The following is a 19,210-nucleotide window of genomic DNA, read 5'->3' on the forward strand; positions in this document are numbered from 1 at the left end:
TTTAAATTAAGAGATTGCCACAACTTTTTCAAAGTCTCGCAATGACAAAAACAAAACAAAATGAAACAAATAATTTTAATTATCACAGTAGTAATTACAACAGTAAGCTTTGCACAGAACAAAAACGCTAAAGCCACGATGGAAGTCGACGGTGTTTGTGGCGAATGCAAAGTACGTATCGAGAAGGCAGCCATTAGAACCAAAGGTGTAAAGTCCGCGGTTTGGAATGTTGATACCCATGAGCTAAAACTCATTTATGATGAGCGAAAAACCGATTTAAAAACCATAGCGCAGAAGATAGCCGATGTAGGTCATGACACTAAGTATATAAAAGCTAATGATGAAGCTTATGGAAAAGTAGATGCCTGTTGCAAATATCGCGATGAGGAAGTGGTAAAAGCACATGAGCCAAAAAAGAAGAATTAATTATTTTTCCAATAGGCTATTATTTTATTAGCCATTTCTTGTAATTGTTTTGCCCAAGTAACCGTTTCCAAATAGGGTTTAATAAAGTTAACGGCCTCTTTTGTGTGTTTTAAAGAGTTTGCTTTGTCTAGGAAGTCCTTTGAATAAAATATGGCGAAGTTTAATAAGGTATTTGCTAAGTCCAAATCATAACGCTTAGGATTCTGCTCCGCTAGTTTTTTTCTAATATCCAGAGCTTCGAGATAATTTTTTTCGGCACCTTCAAGCTCATTGTTGTTACTTTGCAGAATGGCGAGGTTGTTGAGCGTTATTGCCACATGGGGCAGATAGGCATTTGGATTCTGCTCCGCGAGCTTTCTTCTAATATCCAGGGCTTCGAGATAATTTTTTTCGGCACCTTCAAGCACGTTGTTGTTCTTTTGCAGAATTGCAAGGTTGTTCAGTATCATTGCCACATCCGCCAGATAGGCATTTGGATTCTGATCCGCTAGTTTTCTATATGCATCAAGAGCTTCGAGATAATTTTTTTCGGCTCTTTCAAGCTCGTCGTTGTTACTTTGCAGAATGGCGAGGTTGTTGAGGGTCATTGCCACATAGGGCAGATAGGCATTTGGATTCTGCTCCGCTAGTTTTCTTCTAATATCCAAGGCTTCGAGATAATTTTTTTCGGCACCTTCAAGCTCGTTGTTGTTCTTTTGCAGAATGGCGAGGTTGTTGAGCGTACTTGCCACATAGGGCTGATAGGCATTGGGATGCTGCTCCGAGAGTTTTCTTCTAATATCCAGGGCTTCGCGATAATTTTTTTCAGCGCCTTCGAGCTCGTTGTTGTCGTTTTGTAGAACCGCCAGGTTGTTCAGTGTCATTGCTACTTCGGCCAGATAGGCATTTGGATTCTGCTCCGCTAGTTTTCTTCTAATATCCAAGGCTTCGAGATAATTTTTTTCGGCACCTTCAAGCTCGTTATTATCGCTTTGTAGGTTGGCGAGGTTGTTCAGCGTATTTGCCACATCCGCCAGATAGGCATTTGGATTCTGCTCCGCGAGTTTTCTTCTAATATCCAGGGCTTCGAGATAATTTTCTTCGGCACCTTCAAGCTCGTTGTTGTTCTTTTGCAAAATGGCGAGGTTGTTCAGCGTCATTGCCACATCGGTCAGATAGGCCTTTGGGTTCTGCTCCGCAAGTTTCCTATATGCATCAAGAGCTTCGAGATAATTTTTTTCTGCGTCTTCAATCTCGTTGTTATCGCTTTGTAGGTTGGCGAGGTTGTTCAGCGTATTTGCCACATAGGGCAGATAGGCATTTGGATTCTGCTCCGCGAGTTTTCTTCTAATATCCAGGGCTTCGAGATAATTTTTTTCGGCACCTTCAAGTTCGTTGTTGTCGCTTTGTAGAACGGCGAGGTTGTTGAGCGTACTTGCCACATAGGACAGATAGGCATTTGGATTCTGCTCCGCTAGTTTTCTTCTAATATCCAGGGCTTCGAGATAATTTTTTTCGGCACCTTCAAGCTCGTTGTTGTTCTTTTGCAAAATGGCGAGATTGTTCAGCGTACTTGCCACATAGGGCAGATAGGCATTTGGATTCTGCTCCGAGAGTTTTCTTCTAATATCTAATACTTTAGAATAATTGAATATGGCTTTTTTAATCTTTTTATGCTCAGCAAGAAAGTAGGCAAATTCAAATAGTGTGTTATGAGATTCATAAATATCAATGGCTTCTTGATAGTACTTATTCGCTAATGAAAACCAGTTTTTATCCTTTTCGATGACAACAGTTTGTGCCTTAACTAAGAATTTTTGGGAGAGTTCCTGTCGTCTTAGATTAGATTTTTCTAATTCTTGATATAAGGATTCTTCGTTTAAGATGTCATTGACCTCTTGATATTTACCTTGGTTAAACAATTCCTTAATCCTTTTAAGTTCTGAGTCTTCTTTAAATTCTTTGTTTTCTAAGGTTTTAGCAAGTGTTAATACGTCATTTACGAAGACTTCTAATCCCTTTTCCACACCTAAACGCTCTTTATTGATGTCTAGTTGCTTTAATTCCGCATTTCTAAGTAAGCGTTGTTTCCGTTCTAGAGTATTACCAGTAGCTTCTTTAACCTCCACTAGGTAGTCTTCTATTTCTAATTTTATTTGTTGTTCTTTTTCGTATAGTGCTTTTAGTTCAGTCTTAATATCATTGTAGTTTTTACTTGCTTTTAAACCTTTAGTATTAAAAGAGAAATTACTATTAAGCTGTTTTTCACTTTTTATCGTCTCAACTAAAGATTCCATTCTTTCATCAATACTATTTACTTTGTCATAAACACTGCTCACTTTTTCTTCTGTTCTATTAGCAATGTCTAGTAAGTCTTCTAGCTTTTGAATTAAAGGTTTATAAGTGCTTTCAAATTCTTCTAATAGGTCAATAACATTGTCTATCTTGATATTAATATCACTACTAAGTGTTGTTAAGATAGAAAGATAGTCAGTCTGTATAATGGCACGTATTCTATCATTGGACTTAAATTCTTCAGAAGCAAAAGCGCATACTAATTCATACCAATCAAAATGTTTGTTGCTTTCTTCCCATCCGTTATAAATAATATTTCTAAACTCCTTTGGAGGTCTAAGTCTCATAAGTTTAAACTCGTAGAAAAGAGAATCTTTTAAGACCTTGATAATTTCTGGCAGACGCTCTGTGATACTAATATTTTTCGAGTTTAACAGCTGCTCAAAGTTTTCGTCTAATTCGCTTTTTGGAAATTTAATATATGGCTTATTAAGCATCGCTAATTCAGACTTAATGTAAGTTCTAATGTCATTGAGGTCTTTATCCTTTTTTACATTTTCAGAAGCAATTAATGTAGCATTCAAGTACGCTCTTCTTACAGCCTTTTGGATATCATGGTTAGCTGGTTCCTTTAGGTTACTTCTTATTTTATTGAATAAGTGCTTGGTACTATTACAAATAAGATCATCAGCTCTGCTTCCAATGAAACTAGATACGATTGTTCCTACAACCGTCGAGGTTTGAAGTTGACTTAAAACTGCTGAAGAAATTACTGTAATTGGTTCCATATGAGGCGCTTACATTATGAGTAACTAAAACTAAGTATTTGTTACAGAATAACCAAATTAAGCATAATGCAACAGTCAGACTTTTCAATGAGGATATCTAGCTATAAAAAGGGCTGAAAACTTGATAATAACATAATTTTCGTCGAACTTTAATACCGTAAATAAATAATGAGTTATGAAGAACATATTGACGATTACAGTCGCACTTTTAACGGTGTTGTCTTGCAAAAATGAAAGCAATACACCTCAAACACAGGCAGGTTATGTACTTAGTGGAACCTTAAAAAATATTCCTGATAGTTCTATAGTGTATATTTCTGCTAATGATAAGATTATTGATTCAACTATGGTCATAAATGAGAACTTTAAGCTTGAAGGTGAGGTTAAAAACCCTACAAATGTATACCTCATGGTAAAAGGTACGAGGGATTATAAGGCGTTTTGGTTAGAAAATGAAGTGATGACCTTTAATGCTGAAAAGGGCAAGTTTAGGCAAGCTGAAATCTCGGGTTCAAAGACTCAGGAAATTGATAATATTTTAGATCACCGCTTAGAAAACGTTGAAAAACAATTGGACAGTATTGATAACCTTTATGAAGAGGGGATGTCTAAAGAAGAGATTAAAGCTTTGTCAGACCAATATGCCACGGTTGAGAAAAAAGAAATTCAGATTTATCAAGATTTTATAAAGGAGCATTCCAATTCTATAGTTAGCGCCCATATCTTAAATATATACGCCACAACTTGGGGTAAAGAAAAAGTTCAGGAATTATATGACAATTTCTCTGACGATATCAAGAATACTGGCTATGCCAAGGATATTTCAGAGTACTTACAATTGAATAATGAACCCGAAATCGGCGATACTTTTGTTGATTTTGACATGCAAGACACTGATGGAAATACCGTTAAATTATCTGATTTAAAGGGGAAAGCTGTGTTGTTAGAATTTTGGGCTTCTTGGTGTGGGCCTTGTCGTGCAGAGAATCCAAATTTGGTTAAGACTTACGAAGTTTATAATCCAAAGGGGTTTGAGATTTTTGCCGTATCGTTAGATGCAGATAGAGCATCTTGGTTGGCCGCCATCGAACAAGACAATCTACCATGGACCCATGTCAGTGATTTAAAGGCACAGAAAAATAAAGCGAGTTTAATTTACGGCATTAACGGTATACCAGATAATTTCTTAATAGATGAAGAAGGTAAAGTTATTGCCCGGAACCTAAGGGGTGAAAGGCTAAATGAAAAATTAGCAGAGGTTTTGCCTTAAGACTATGAAATGATTTACCATTCTAAAAAAGCCTTTGATTTTAATTAAAGGCTTTTTTTATAGGACTAACGTTTATTGATAGTTCTCAGAGCTTTTTTAATAATATAAGCGGTCTCTTTAGTTCGTGATTCTTTTTCCCATTGTCTGCATATAGCACTCACCCATTCAGGTTGTGATTTACTAGCATCATTGAGCCAATTACCAACAGAATCCCTAACGTATTTTGAGGTATCAGACTTTAGAGGCTCAATAAGGGCTAAGCCCTTTTCAGGATTGGTTTGAAATACTGCGATCTTTTTTACCCAAACACCTACGGGCCGCAAGGCTTCAACCGCAAAACGACGTATGTTTTCATCCTTGTCCTCTGTCCATTTTGATAATAAAGCTACAGATAGGTCTAAATGTTCTGTCATACGTTCTTTACTAGCGAAAATGACGACTTCTCTAACACCAAAGTGTGAGTCAGCTGCATAGGGTTTGATACCATTAATAAGGGTGCTGATGTCATCGTATTGTAGACTCTCAGCCCAGCATGCCCAACACCGTACAATGTCACTATGGTGACTGCGCAGCGTTTTATAAAACTCCAAATTACTGGTCAATTGCCCAAAAGTTTCTCCTATAACTTTAGTATTGCTATTGGCCGTAGGTTTTTTTTGCGCATTTACGGCCATATCAAAAGAATCATACCAATCCGTTTTTTGGTGTTCTTCTAAAACCAATTTTAGGAGTTGTAATTGGTCGGTGGCCAACCATTCCATCAAGTTTTTGGTTTCGATAAGCCCTTTGTTGAGATAGTCGATGACTTCTGGGTCTAAATCTTTAAAACTTCGAGCTCCTTTTCGGTTTTGTATATGTTCTGGGATCATTCTCCTTGTCTTATTTTAGAGTTGCCTTGAGCATTACGGAAATACTACAATCTTCTTATACCAGTAATTAATTTTTATATGTTCTAAGTTATAAAAATAATCGCTGTAAAATAAAAGCCCTTGACTTTTGTCAAAGGCTTATAAATTTGTCATCGACCTAAGCCGGTGTTTATTTATGGTAATTCGCCATGGTAACTGAGGTTCTCAAAGTTACATCATACCTGGCATTCCGCCTCCACCCATTGGTGGCATAGCTGGAGCATCCTCTTTAATGTCCACTAAGGCACACTCAGTCGTTAAGATCATACCTGCCACTGATGCTGCATTTTCTAAAGCGATACGCGTTACTTTCTTAGGATCAATAATCCCTTCTTTTAGCATATCCACATAAGCTTCATTCTTTGCATCGTAACCGAAATCTTTCTTACCTTCTAAAACTTTATTGATGACTACTGATCCTTCGCCACCAGCATTTTCAACAATAGTTCTCAAAGGAGACTCAATGGCTTTATTTACGATTTGTACGCCCGTCGTTTCATCCAAGTTTTCAGTTTCTAATTTTTCAAGTGTTTTCTTAGCTCTTACCAAAGCAACTCCACCACCGGCAACAATACCTTCTTCAACAGCAGCTCTGGTTGCATGTAAGGCATCATCAACACGGTCTTTCTTTTCCTTCATCTCAACTTCAGAAGCTGCACCAACATACAATACAGCAACACCACCGGCTAATTTTGCTAAACGCTCTTGAAGTTTTTCCTTGTCATAATCAGAAGTAGTGGTTTCTATCTGAGCTTTGATTTGATTCACTCTGGCCTTAATATCAGAAGATTTTCCGTTACCATTAACAATGGTAGTGTTATCCTTATCAATCATTACAGATTCGGCTGTACCCAACATAGAAAGGTCTGCATTTTCAAGAGAGAAACCTCTTTCTTCTGAAATAACCGTTCCACCAGTTAAGATGGCGATATCCTCTAGCATGGCTTTGCGTCGGTCACCAAATCCTGGAGCTTTAACGGCTGCAATTTTTAATCCACCACGTAATTTATTCACAACTAAAGTCGCTAAAGCTTGGCCTTCTACATCTTCTGCGATGATTAATAAAGGACGACCAGATTGTGCTACCGGTTCTAAAATGGGTAGGATTTCCTGTAAGTTAGAAATCTTTTTATCGAATAATAAGATATATGGGTTTTCTAAATCCGCGATCATTTTATCGGCATCTGTTACGAAATAAGGTGATAAATAACCTCTGTCAAACTGCATACCTTCAACCACATCCACATAGGTATCGGTACCTTTGGCTTCCTCAACGGTAATCACACCTTCTTTACCTACCTTACCAAATGCTTCAGCGATTAATTCGCCAATAGTCGTATCATTATTAGCGGAAATAGAAGCCACTTGCTGAATCTTCTCAGAAGAGTTCCCTACTTTCTTGGCTTGTTTTTCTAAATCAGCGGTAATTGAGCCTACGGCTTTATCGATGCCTCGTTTTAAATCCATAGGGTTAGCGCCAGCAGCTACATTTTTTAAGCCTTCTTTGACGATAGCTTGTGCTAAAACAGTTGCTGTTGTTGTACCGTCACCAGCTAAGTCGTTCGTTTTGGAAGCCACTTCTTTTACCATTTGCGCCCCCATGTTTTCTAACTCGTCTTCGAGCTCAATTTCTTTTGCTACAGATACCCCATCTTTTGTGACTTGAGGCGCACCAAATGATTTGCCTACGATAACATTACGACCTTTAGGACCTAATGTTACTTTTACTGCGTTTGCCAAAGCATCAACACCGCGTTTTAATCCGTCGCGTGCTTCAATATCGAATTTTATATCTTTTGCCATAATGAAAAATTTTGTTTAAAATTTTTAAATTTCAAAAAACCAATTTGCCAAATTCCAATTACGGAGTATAGCATTTCAATTTCATGATTTTGGAATTTGTTTTTTATTTTTTGGAGTTTGCAATTAAACAATTGCCAGAATGTCGCTTTCGCGCATGATTAAATAGTCTTTACCTTCAAGTTTCAATTCAGTACCTCCGTACTTTCCATACAATACGGTATCGCCCACTTTAACAGTTAAAGGTTCGTCTTTTTTTCCGTTGCCAACAGCAACAACAGTTCCCTTTTGCGGTTTTTCTTTTGCATTATCTGGAATTATAATACCTGAAGCTGTGGTTGTTTCAGCTTCCATCGGCTCTACAAGAACACGATCTGCTAAAGGTGTAATGTTTAAACTCATTCTATTTTAATTTTTAATAATTGATTATTGTATTAACGCTTTAGCGTTATTCGAAAATTATGCCAAGACAAAATGACTGACAAACTTTCAGAAATTCGCTCTAGCTATGGCAAATAAAAAAGCCAGTTCAAAAAAACTGGCTTTAATAAAATATCTTAACATTCAATTACTGTCCTATAGAATCATTGACAGTCGTAGTGTCATCTGATGTTGCAGGTGTTGTTATTGGTGTTTCTGTAGTTTCATTTTCATCTAATGCCGTCGATCCAACACTATTACCTCCATCTAGAGTTAAGTTAGACGCCAGGATTAAAACGATAAGCGCTGTTGCCAAAAACCAAGTACTCTTATCTAAGAAATCTCCCGTTTTCTTTACACCGCCCAACTGTTGGGTACCTCCACCACCAAAAGACGACGATAGACCACCACCTTTAGGATTTTGTACCATAATCACCGCAACTAATAAAAAAGCCACAACGACGATTAATATTAAAAATATACTAAATGCACTCATTTTATTTTGTGTTATTGTCTTTTAATTCTTCTACCCATTTTATTTGGTCTGCAAAGAAACTACTTTTTTCTGGATATTTCAAACTTAAAATTTTATAGGATTGAATGGCCTTGTCATAGTTTTTTTGCTCTAGATAAATACGTGCCAAAGTTTCGGTCATTAAGCTTTCTGAAACCTCATCGTCGTTATTAACCAATTTAGGCTTTGGAGTATGACCGGTGACGGGTTTTATCTTAGGGTTTTCAATAATGAATTTATCTATTAAATCTAATTTACTTTGGAGAGGCTGGCTTACATTGTCCTTAGATTCCTCTTTAATTTCAGTAGGCTCCTCCCGCACAATGGGCTTAAAGTTGGTAATCTTCAGCCATTCTGTAAAGGAATGATTTTCGTTTTTATCAAATTCAAGAGGTTTTCCAATATTGAGCTTCTCTTCAGGAGTTATATTATCGACATCAACAGCAATAATGGAATCTTCGATTTTAGGGGCTTCAGCATGAAGTGGTGGCTCTATCTTAGCCTTAAATAAGTTGGGATCCAGAACACCTTCTGTAGCTTTAATATGTTCCTTTAGAGCATCGTCAATGGTGACACTTTTATTGACAGAAATGTCATCTACGTCATTAACCTCCAGGGATTTTATATATTCGGAATTTTGTTTGATATGATCCGAAATTTCATTTTGGTGAAAGACCTCTGAAGTAATATAATCGAATAATACGCTTCGATCCGCTGTATGGGCAGCGGTCATTTTTAGGGTGTTATTGTACTTGTAGCTTTCTTTTTGTTTTAACCCTTTGAGATATAAAGCGCGTAATGGTTGAAAGTAGGGGAACTCATTGATCTTTTCAGCTAGAAGTTCGGTTTGGGCACTTGTAATAGCTTCAGGATGTTGTAATAGATATGTGAGTTCTTGGACTTGCATGGATTACCAATCTGCTAAAGAGTCATTAATAATATCTTGGGTCAAACGTTCAAAGATGACTTCATGGGCTTCGTCCTTTATGGCGCCTACCAATTGATCGGCCGCATCAAAATCGAAAAAGAAAGAGAAACGTCGTTCAAAATCTTTTTCTTCGTCTTTTGTATTTATATATCTTACGTTAACACTAATAGTTAATCGGTTTTGTGCCGCTGTGTTTTCAGCTGTAGCGGTCATGGGAGCAATTCGGTATTCCGTAATCTCTCCTTCATAGATTACTTCACCACCAGAATTGACCAGTTGGGCACTTGTTTGGTTGAGGATGATGTCCTGAAGGGCATTGGTGAATTGTATATCTAATCCGGGTTCGACCAAATCTGCATTATTCTGAAAAAAATTGACTTGAAACGTTTCAGGAGTTTCAGTTAAGCCTGTAAAAGAGTAATTCACTTTACAACTCGTTAGCAAAACACCTAAGAACAGTAATATGGTACATGTTTTGGACTTCATTTAATACGTGTTTGGTCGTTTCATAGTAATAAAAGCATAAATATAACCCGCATTATCCGCCACATCAAAGTCTACATTGATGAGCCGATAGCCCTGATAATGTTTGTCATTAATTAAATCCTCTGCCTCCTTGCGTATGGCTTCCGAACTGTTCGGTCTAAAGGACTTCCTTATCATAAATATTTCTACTGCCTTCATGTAATATTTTTATATGTCCCTAAAGATTTTTGGGCATTAACTTTATGTAAAACCTTAAAAATTAAAATTTCTTTTAGCAGAGGTCATAAACTTTTCTTAAAGGTCGTATTGTTTAATTTTTCGGTATAAGGTGCGTTCGCTAATACCTAGCTCAGCAGCGGCAAGCTTACGTTTGCCATTATGGCGCTCCAAAGATTTTTTAATCAATTCTAATTCTTTGTCGTGTAGAGATAAGGTCTCTTCTTCTTCGATTTCTTCGGCAAAATGGTACTTGTCTTCTACATCAACGGTGGTAGGTTCACTCGTTTCGGTATGTTGTGGAATCGATAATACCTCTAAATCATCAACCGCTGGCGTCGTTTCGAAACCGCCATTATCTGAATCCCCGTATATTTTTTGTATGAGATGCTCATTTTCCTTTTGTACGTCAGAGACGCTACCTTTTTTCATCAATTCCATGGTGAGCTTTTTGAGGTCGTTGAGATCACTTTTCATATCAAATAATACCTTGTAAAGAATCTCTCGTTCGCTACTAAAATCGCCTTCGGATTTAGCGTTATTGACAACCGCAGGTAAATTGCTGCCCGTATGTGGTAAATAATGCTGAAGTGTTACCGCATTAATTGTGCGGTTATGTTCTAAAACAGACACTTGTTCCGCCACGTTTCGAAGCTGACGAATATTGCCGTTCCATCGGTATTTTAGAAGTAACGCAATGGCATCATCTGTTAATTTGATGGTTGGCATCTTATATTTTAAAGCAAAATCACTGGCGAATTTTCTAAACAGTAAATGGATATCCTCCTTACGTTCTCTTAGAGCCGGTAAATTAATTTCGATAGTGCTTAAACGATAGTAAAGATCCTCTCTAAACTTTTCACGCTTAATGGCTTCGAACATATTGACGTTTGTAGCCGCTACGATTCTTACATTGGTTTTTTGAACTTTACTGGAGCCTACTTTTATAAATTCACCATTTTCCAAAACACGTAACAACCTTACTTGGGTGGTCAACGGTAATTCACCAACTTCATCTAAAAAAATAGTACCTCCATCGGCGACCTCGAAATAACCAGATCGTGTTTGTGTCGCACCAGTAAAGGCTCCCTTTTCATGACCAAACAATTCACTGTCAATAGTACCTTCAGGAATGGCGCCACAGTTTACCGCGATATATTTACCGTGCTTTCTATGCGATAACTGGTGTATAATTTTGGGAACGCTCTCTTTGCCCACACCACTTTCACCCGTTACCAATACCGAAATATCGGTAGCAGCCACCTGAATTGCCTTTTCAATAGCGCGGTTGAGTTTAGGGTCGTTCCCTATAATACCAAAACGTTGTTTTATCGCTTGTATGGATTCCATTATCTAATTGACGTAACTAAATCGCTCATTAATTTCAAACATGAGGTCGGCACCAAAGTCATAGGCGATATCACGTCTTTGAATACGTCCAGCAGAATTGTATTGCAAATCGAATGTGAATGTCTCCCCATTAAACGTAGCACCATTCCAGTTATTTGTAGAGTGGAATTGAGCGATTATTGGCCCTATTTCGTCCGAATAGTCATCCGCAAGGAAGCTTAAAAGGTAATTATCATTGTAAACAGCCCGTAAAGGATTGCTATTGTCGTCAAAATCGTAGCTATAATCACTATCCAATTCCCCTGTGCCAAGACTGCTATTAATGTTTCCAACGCCATTATAGGTAATGGTTTCGGTTTGTATAGAAAAACCACCATCAAAAGACTCTTTTTTGATGATGCGATCAAAACCATCAATGGTAAACACAGTTGATATGTTTGAGCCTTCTTCGGTTCGTGTAATGGTATTGTCACTGTACGTAAAATTATAAACGTAATCATCGAAATCATCTTCGAAGTAATCGTAGGTGATTTGCGAAATGACACCATTTGTATAGGTGATGATATATTCATTGGTCGTTATACCACTACTAGCATTTACAGAAATATCACTGATGATCTGACCATCGTTATTACGGGTATACACCTGATTTTCCGTTTCTGAAGGTGCACCTTCGATTTCAAAGATAATCGTGCTCGAAACTATCTTGTCATCAGAAATGTTGATGTCCGAATTTGTAATTGTACGAATGGGAATGCCCAAAAAGTTGATAGAGGTATCCGTGTCTAATTCATAGAGTGAAAGGGTTAAATCGCCACTTTCGCTACCTCCATCATCTCCGCCGCCATTATCTCCACCGCCTTGTTCGGTCAGGCCAGCATCTAAGGGTTCGTCATCACAAGCGGTAATCAAGGTTAAGATCAGTAAGGTAAATAATAATTTTTTCATTGATAGATTAGTTTTATTCATTGTTTTTGGAGTAGCCTACAGCTTCGCCGAGAAGTGTAGCACTTGTACAATCTAATATTTTTACATTGACAAAGTCTCCTGGTTTATAATGTTCCTTTGGAAATACAGCGACCATATTCTGACTGTTTCGCCCTGCCCAATGGGCATCTGATTTTCTAGAGGTTTTTTCGATCAAAATCTCCTGTGTTTTTCCAATATGTTGTTGCGCTCTATATAAGCTGTGTCTTCTTTGGAGTTCTTGTATTTCGTTAAGTCGTCTTTTCTTAACGTCGGCCGGGATATCGTCTTCCATTTTTCTGCCCGCTAAGGTGCCGGGACGCTCAGAATAGGCAAACATAAAACCATAGTCGTACTTTACATAGTCCATTAGGCTCAACGTGTCTTCATGATCTTCTTCAGTTTCTGTCGGGAATCCGGCGATCATATCCTGACTTATACCGACATCAGGAATAATTCTACGGATATTGTCAATCAATTCAAAATACTCTGCTCGCGTATGCAGACGGTTCATGGCGTTCAGAATACGATCACTTCCGCTTTGTACAGGAAGATGGATATAATTACAGATATTTTCGTAAGCCGCCATAGTCTCTATAACATCAATCGTCATGTCTTGAGGATTCGATGTGGAAAAGCGAAAACGCATTTTTGGTTGTGCCTTGGCACAAAGTTCAAGAAGCTTAGCAAAATTGACGGCGGTTGCCTTTTGCAATTCAGAAGCTTTGTCGAAATCTTTTTTTAAGCCACCTCCATACCATAAATAACTATCTACATTTTGTCCTAAAAGTGTCACTTCCTTATACCCCTTGGCCCATAAGTCATTAACTTCTTCTATAACACTCTGTGGGTCTCTACTGCGTTCTCTACCTCTAGTAAAAGGAACCACACAAAAGGTACACATATTGTCACAGCCTCTAGTGATAGAAACAAAAGCACTGACACCATTACTATTGAGTCTTACGGGCGAAATATCGCCGTAGGTTTCTTCTTTGGACAAAATAACATTAATGGCTTCTCGGCCTTCTTCAACTTCCTCTAAAAGATTAGGCAGGTCTTTATAGGCGTCTGGTCCAACAACTAAGTCTACAATTTTTTCCTCTTCCAAGAACTTGGTCTTTAGGCGCTCTGCCATACAACCTAAAACTCCAACCTTCATGCTAGGGTTTTTGTCTTTAATCGTATCGTAGTATTTTAAACGCTTTCTGACGGTTTGTTCAGCTTTGTCTCTAATAGAACAGGTATTGACCAAGACCAAATCCGCTTCCTCCAAACGCCGAGTAGTATTGTACCCTTGATCGGATAATATGGAAGCCACAATTTCACTGTCACTAAAGTTCATTTGACAACCATAGCTTTCAATAAATAGCTTTTTTTGATTGCCTTCTTTCTGATTTAATATGAGGGCTTCCCCCTGTTTGTTTTCGTCGATAATTTTTTCCATCCTAAATTATGTCGCCATTGCGAAACACCATACGTTGTATATAAACTCAATAAACATGCAAAGATAATATTATTTTGGGGATTGTGACAAAGTGTCAGCTATATAATTAATAAGGCGAAGTCTCAAAAAAAGAATTACATTTGAATGACTAACCAATTCGATTAGAAATGCATATTTCAGAAATCCAAAACCGTATAGAACACGCCAAAAGTTTAGATTTTGGGACAATTTTTAATGACGCTTTAGAGTTGTTTAAAAAAGTATGGGTACAGGGATTAGTCATTATCCTTTTAAATATGGTAATGGCCATACCAGTAGTTATGATAGTCTACATACCATTATTTTTCTTAGGGTTCATGACTGGCTTTTCCGGGGCCTATGACGCTTATGATTCTTACGGTTATTACGATTCGTATAGCGGACCTAGTTTTGGTCCATTGTTTTTTTTGATAATGGTCCCGCTATATTTATTTGCTATGGCCGCTTTAAGCACCATTGCCTTTGGTCTTCAAGCCGGATTTTATAGGATATGTAAGTTAAAGGATCTAGGAGAAATAGGAAGGGAAGATTATTTTTATTTTTTTAAAAAGCCTTACTTAGGTAAAACCATAAAACTTGGTTTGGCATATATTGGAATTTCGCTTTTAGCCACAATGCTATGTGTCTTACCAATTATTTATGCCTTTGTACCCTTGTTCTATATGTATGTCGTTTATGCCTTTAATCCTGAAAAATCGGTAACGGAAATAATTAATTTGAGTTTTGCCATTGGCAATAAGAAATGGCTAATTTCTTTTGGGCTTATACTTGTGACTGCGTTTTTGGCGATAATAGTTGGATTTTTGATGTGTATTATTGGAACCTATGTCACCCGATCATTTCTTACCTTGCCCACATATCTTATTTATAAGGAAGTGGTTGGTTTTGACAGTAACGATGAAAGTTTACAAACCGTAAACGATGTGAATTTTTAACGCAACCTTTCTAAATTTTTACGTCTTATAAGAAAAGCATAAAACATGAATTTTAAAAAATTAAGTCATCTCGTATTATTTACACTGTTCTTTTTGAATTTTCAGTGTTTTGATGATGATGGAAATACCGTATTACCAACCAATTGTGCTGCCTTGGCTATAATAGACAGTACCACGTTTCAAACTGGGGCCACTAGTCCCTATACTATTAATAGTGTTAGTATTATTGGCGATTGCATGTCTATAAGTATTTCCGCTACGGGATGCGATGGCATGTCTTGGGTAATGCAATTAATAGATTCTGGCGATGTACAAGAATCTGACCCACCACAACGCTCTATTAAATTGTTTTTAGTTAACAATGAGGCTTGTCTTGCCCAAATTAGTAAGGCACAAACCTTTGATTTGTCTACACTAAGGGTTGATGGAGTCAATGAAATCATTCTTAACCTTGATGGCTATGATGATCCCATTACTTATTCATATTAAATTTACGAGCGCCGTATAACATAACGAAAGCCTTACAATTTGTAAGGCTTTTTTTATTTATGAATTCATCAAAAGGACGTTAAAAATATGTGGTATTTATAACCAAATTAGGATTGTAACTTAATTTTCATATACATTTGTAACCTCAAAAAAATAAAGAATGCCGAAGAATCTAGTCATAGTTGAGTCACCTGCAAAGGCAAAAACCATAGAAAAATTTTTAGGAAAAGATTATAAAGTAGCCTCGAGCTTTGGACATATTTCTGATTTGCCTTCAAAGGAATTGGGAGTTGACGTCGATGGGGATTTTGAACCTAAATATAGGGTTTCTAAAGATAAGCGCGATGTTGTAAAAAAACTCAAGGAACTAGCAAAAAAAGCAGAAATCGTATGGCTAGCGAGTGATGAAGATAGAGAAGGAGAGGCCATTGCGTGGCATTTAGCTGAAGCTTTGGGTTTGGACAAGGAAAAAACGAAGCGTATCGTTTTTCATGAAATTACCAAAACAGCTATAAAAAAGGCAATTGAGAACCCTAGAAGTATCGATTACAATCTTGTAGATGCACAGCAGGCCAGACGTGTTCTTGACCGTATTGTGGGTTATGAACTATCTCCGGTATTATGGCGAAAGGTAAAAGGTGGTCTGTCTGCGGGTAGAGTACAGTCGGTTTCTGTACGCTTGATCGTAGAGCGCGAACGCGATATTCAAGACTTTAATCCAGTGGCATCTTATAGAATTGATGCCGAGTTTGTATCTGCTGAAGGCACATCGTTTAGAGCAAAACTACCTAAGAATTTTAATTCTGAGCAAGAGGCGCAAGATTTTTTAAATGCCAATAAAGCAGCTTGGTACCAAGTTTCGGATTTGCAAAAAAAACCAGCTCGTAAGTCACCAGCAGCTCCATTTACAACCTCGACATTACAGCAAGAAGCTTCAAGAAAGTTAGGGTTTTCGGTAAGTAGAACTATGAGTAATGCGCAACGTTTGTACGAAGCAGGTTTGATTACTTATATGAGAACAGATAGTGTTAACCTATCGGAAGAAGCGAGAAAAGGAGCGGAAAGCGAAATCATAACGGCGTTTGGTGCTGAATATAGTAATCCAAGAAACTATAAAGGTAAGTCTAAAGGTGCTCAAGAAGCACACGAAGCCATTAGACCAACTAGTTTTTCCAACCACACTGTCAATGTTGAACGCGACCAAGCAAGATTGTATGATTTGATTTGGAAACGTGCCATTGCTTCACAAATGAGTGATGCTAAATTAGAGCGTACCAACTTGAAGATTAAAATTAACGGAACACATCAGGTGACTGAACAATTTGTCGCCAACGGTGAAATTATAACATTCGATGGCTTTCTTAAAGTGTATTTAGAGGGTACGGATGACGAGCACGCTGAGAAAGAAGGCATATTACCACCTTTAGAAGTAGGAGAAAAATTAGACAATAAATATATTACGGCCACCCAACGTTTCACAAGACCTCCTTCGAGATATACAGAAGCATCTTTGGTGAAACAATTAGAGGAACTCGGAATAGGCCGTCCATCCACTTATGCACCGACAATTTCTACCATTCAAAATAGAAACTATATAGAAAAAGGAGCTAATGAAGGTGAAGAACGAAAGTATCAACAATTAATGCTCCAAAATGGGATTATTAATACCAAAGTACTTTCTGAAAAAGTAGGATCTAATAAAGGTAAACTAGTACCTACGGATACAGGAATGATTGTTACCGATTTCTTGGTTAACCATTTTGAAAATATTCTCGATTATAACTTTACCGCGAGGGTTGAGGAAAACTTTGATGATATTGCTGAAGGTAAGGAAGATTGGAGAGCTATGATGAAAGACTTTTATAAAGGCTTTCATCCCCAGGTTGAGGATGTTCAGGAAAATGCAGAGCGCGAATCAGGTGAGCGTATTCTTGGTGTTGATCCCAATACAGGCCGCCAAGTGAGCGTACGTTTAGGAAAGTTTGGTCCCATGGTTCAAGTGGGAACCGTTGATGATGAGGAAAAACCAAAGTTTGCCAGTTTATCGCCAGATCAACAGTTGAGTTCTATCACCTTTGAAGAGGCGATGGATTTATTTAAGCTGCCTAAGTCTTTGGGCCATTATAAAGATGATGAAGTGGAAGTGAATAATGGTCGCTTTGGTCCTTATGTTCGCTTTGGTAAAAAGTTTGTGTCGTTACCAAAGGGTGTTGACCCACTTAGTGTAGATTTGGAGGAAGCTATAGATTACATAAAAGAAAAGGAAAAAGCAGATGCTCCTATATATATGTATCAAGGATTAGAAGTTACCAAAGGTAAAGGACGTTTTGGACCATTTATAAAATGGAATAACATGTTTATTAATGTCAATAAAAAGTACGATTGGGATAATCTATCTGAGGGAGACATCGTCACTTTAATTGAGGATAAAATTCAAAAGGAGAAGGATAAGCTTATTCATGTTTGGGAAGATGAAGGCATTAGGGTAGAAAAGGCGAGATGGGGAAGGCACAATGTTATTAAGGGTAAACAGAAAGTTGAACTGGCCAAAACTGTAGATGTTTCTGAGATGACCCTAGAAGAAGCCAAAGCGATTCTTGAGAAAAATGCTCCTAAAAAGAAAACCAGAAAAAAAGCGACGACTAAAAAGAAATAATACTTATGAATTTTAATTTTCTAACGCCTGTTTCAGATGCGGTTTTAGCTCATAACGAACTAATAGCGCAACAAGCGCTAGGAAAAAAAATCAAAGTACATTCGCGACAACATGGAATTCCCGATTTAGATGATGTTCGGTTAGCGATCATTGGAGTTCAAGAACATAGAAATGATGTCAATTACATGGGAGCTGACATCAATTTCGATTCGATCAGAAAAACACTTTATGCACTATTTCCAGGAAATTGGAATACCACCATTGCAGATTTAGGGGATATTGAACCAGGCGAATCCGTTGAAGACACTTATTTTGCTATTAGGACGGCCATTACGGTTTTGGTTGAAAAAGGTATTATTCCTATAATCTTGGGTGGGAGTCAGGATTTAACCTATGCCAATTATCGTGCTTACGATACGGTCATGCCCATGGTCAATATTGTTAATATCGATACAAATTTTGATTTAGGGGATGCCAATTTACCGATTAGGAATACAAGTTATGTCGGTAAGATCATCGTTGAGGAACCTTATAATCTGTTTAACTATTCTACCATAGGATACCAGACCTATTTTAACTCCCAAGAGGAAATAGATCTCATGGAAAAGTTATATTTCGAGGCTTATCGTTTAGGAGAGATTTCTGGTGAGATACATAAGGTAGAACCCCTTTTGCGAGATGCACATATTGTATCTGTAGATTTAAAATCTATAAGGGCCGCTGAAGTTAGCGACAACCAAAAATATTCTCCGAATGGATTTTCGGGTAAGGAGATTTGTGCCATAACGCGTTATGCCGGGATAAGTAATAAGGTCTCTTCTTTTGGTATTTATGAGTATAAAAATTCAAAAAACGACAATGCCACGTCAATGTTGTTGGCGCAAATGATTTGGTATTTTATAGAGGGCGTGAATTGTAGGGTTAAGGATGACGATTTTGCAAACGAAAGAGAGTTTCAGAAGTTCAATGTGTTGGTAGACCAAGACGAACTTATTTTCTACAAAAGCCTAAAAACTGGGCGTTGGTGGATTGAAATTCCATTTTTGCCAGATGTTAATAATAAATTAAAAAAGCACACGTTATTACCTTGCATGCACACTGATTATGTAAGTGCTACTCAGGGAGAGGTCCCTGAAAGATGGTACAAAGCCTACAGGAAGAATAGCTTTTAAAAGTGACACTTCATCGATAATTTAACATTAAAAATATCGATGAAATGCATTTTTCAAGGACGAAATGCAAAAAAAATTAGAAAAAAGTTGTTTTTTCGAAAATATATAAATATGTTTACGACCTTAAAA

At 37.5% G+C, this 19,210-nt stretch carries 17 protein-coding genes; 6 read left to right on the forward strand and 11 right to left on the reverse strand.

From position 1 onward, the window contains the following. Positions 1–60 precede the first annotated feature (60 nt). Positions 61–426, forward strand: a complete 366-nt coding sequence (locus ACO052_RS08040; RefSeq protein WP_422107491.1) for a heavy-metal-associated domain-containing protein — start codon at positions 61–63, stop codon at positions 424–426. On the opposite strand, the gene ACO052_RS08045 is transcribed toward ACO052_RS08040, so the two are convergent. Beyond that, on the reverse strand, positions 423–3,488 hold the full coding sequence (locus tag ACO052_RS08045; protein WP_422107492.1) for a tetratricopeptide repeat protein: 3,066 nt from the start codon (positions 3,486–3,488) through the stop codon (positions 423–425). The genes ACO052_RS08040 and ACO052_RS08045 overlap by 4 nt on opposite strands. Positions 3,489–3,663: 175 nt before the next feature. Here ACO052_RS08045 and ACO052_RS08050 point away from each other — a divergent pair, with 175 nt between their 5' ends. Further along, positions 3,664–4,758, forward strand: a complete 1,095-nt coding sequence (locus ACO052_RS08050) for a redoxin domain-containing protein (RefSeq protein ID WP_422107493.1) — start codon at positions 3,664–3,666, stop codon at positions 4,756–4,758. A gap of 65 nt (positions 4,759–4,823) precedes the next feature. Here the strand turns inward: ACO052_RS08050 and ACO052_RS08055 are convergent, their stop codons facing one another. The 10 genes from ACO052_RS08055 to miaB form a co-directional block, all read right to left on the reverse strand. Next, the gene (locus ACO052_RS08055) at positions 4,824–5,627 is read right to left on the reverse strand and encodes a DNA alkylation repair protein (RefSeq protein ID WP_422107494.1); all 804 of its coding nucleotides are present in this window, start codon (positions 5,625–5,627) and stop codon (positions 4,824–4,826) included. 210 nt (positions 5,628–5,837) lie between these two features. After that, entirely contained in the window at positions 5,838–7,469 is a 1,632-nt protein-coding gene (groL, locus tag ACO052_RS08060; RefSeq protein ID WP_422107495.1) for a chaperonin GroEL, read from the reverse strand. A 123-nt stretch (positions 7,470–7,592) separates the two neighbouring features. Continuing rightward, positions 7,593–7,868, reverse strand: a complete 276-nt coding sequence (locus ACO052_RS08065) for a co-chaperone GroES (RefSeq protein WP_422107496.1) — start codon at positions 7,866–7,868, stop codon at positions 7,593–7,595. 166 nt (positions 7,869–8,034) lie between these two features. Beyond that, positions 8,035–8,382: a preprotein translocase subunit SecG gene (secG, locus tag ACO052_RS08070; RefSeq protein WP_422107497.1), complete on the reverse strand. Its 348-nt coding sequence runs from the start codon at positions 8,380–8,382 to the stop codon at positions 8,035–8,037. Position 8,383: 1 nt separating this feature from the next. Next, complete coding sequence (locus ACO052_RS08075; protein WP_422107498.1) at positions 8,384–9,307, reverse strand: hypothetical protein; 924 nt, start codon at positions 9,305–9,307, stop codon at positions 8,384–8,386. Between the two features lie 3 nt (positions 9,308–9,310). After that, positions 9,311–9,814, reverse strand: a complete 504-nt coding sequence (locus ACO052_RS08080) for an LptE family protein (RefSeq protein WP_422107499.1) — start codon at positions 9,812–9,814, stop codon at positions 9,311–9,313. Further along, entirely contained in the window at positions 9,815–10,012 is a 198-nt protein-coding gene (locus tag ACO052_RS08085; protein WP_422107500.1) for a hypothetical protein, read from the reverse strand. A 96-nt stretch (positions 10,013–10,108) separates the two neighbouring features. After that, positions 10,109–11,380, reverse strand: coding sequence for a sigma-54 interaction domain-containing protein (locus tag ACO052_RS08090; RefSeq protein WP_422107501.1), 1,272 nt, complete (start codon positions 11,378–11,380; stop codon positions 10,109–10,111). 3 nt (positions 11,381–11,383) lie between these two features. Beyond that, positions 11,384–12,328, reverse strand: a complete 945-nt coding sequence (locus ACO052_RS08095) for a hypothetical protein (protein ID WP_422107502.1) — start codon at positions 12,326–12,328, stop codon at positions 11,384–11,386. A gap of 13 nt (positions 12,329–12,341) precedes the next feature. Further along, positions 12,342–13,790 carry a tRNA (N6-isopentenyl adenosine(37)-C2)-methylthiotransferase MiaB gene (gene miaB, locus ACO052_RS08100; RefSeq protein ID WP_422107503.1) on the reverse strand — a complete coding sequence of 483 codons (1,449 nt, stop codon included), beginning with the start codon at positions 13,788–13,790 and terminating at the stop codon, positions 12,342–12,344. 167 nt (positions 13,791–13,957) lie between these two features. Here miaB and ACO052_RS08105 point away from each other — a divergent pair, with 167 nt between their 5' ends. The 4 genes from ACO052_RS08105 (at position 13,958) to ACO052_RS08120 (ending at position 19,081) form a co-directional block, all read left to right on the forward strand. Then, positions 13,958–14,764: a hypothetical protein gene (locus ACO052_RS08105; protein ID WP_422107504.1), complete on the forward strand. Its 807-nt coding sequence runs from the start codon at positions 13,958–13,960 to the stop codon at positions 14,762–14,764. Positions 14,765–14,809: 45 nt separating this feature from the next. Further along, positions 14,810–15,253: a hypothetical protein gene (locus tag ACO052_RS08110; protein ID WP_422107505.1), complete on the forward strand. Its 444-nt coding sequence runs from the start codon at positions 14,810–14,812 to the stop codon at positions 15,251–15,253. Between the two features lie 160 nt (positions 15,254–15,413). Then, positions 15,414–17,909: a type I DNA topoisomerase gene (gene topA / locus ACO052_RS08115; RefSeq protein ID WP_422107506.1), complete on the forward strand. Its 2,496-nt coding sequence runs from the start codon at positions 15,414–15,416 to the stop codon at positions 17,907–17,909. Positions 17,910–17,914: 5 nt separating this feature from the next. Further along, a complete protein-coding gene (locus tag ACO052_RS08120; RefSeq protein ID WP_422107507.1) occupies positions 17,915–19,081 on the forward strand; it encodes a formimidoylglutamase in 1,167 nt (388 codons plus the stop codon). Positions 19,082–19,210 lie beyond the last annotated feature (129 nt).

Origin of the sequence: Winogradskyella sp., assembly GCF_965228925.1 — a bacterium.
Lineage (GTDB): Bacteria > Bacteroidota > Bacteroidia > Flavobacteriales > Flavobacteriaceae > Winogradskyella.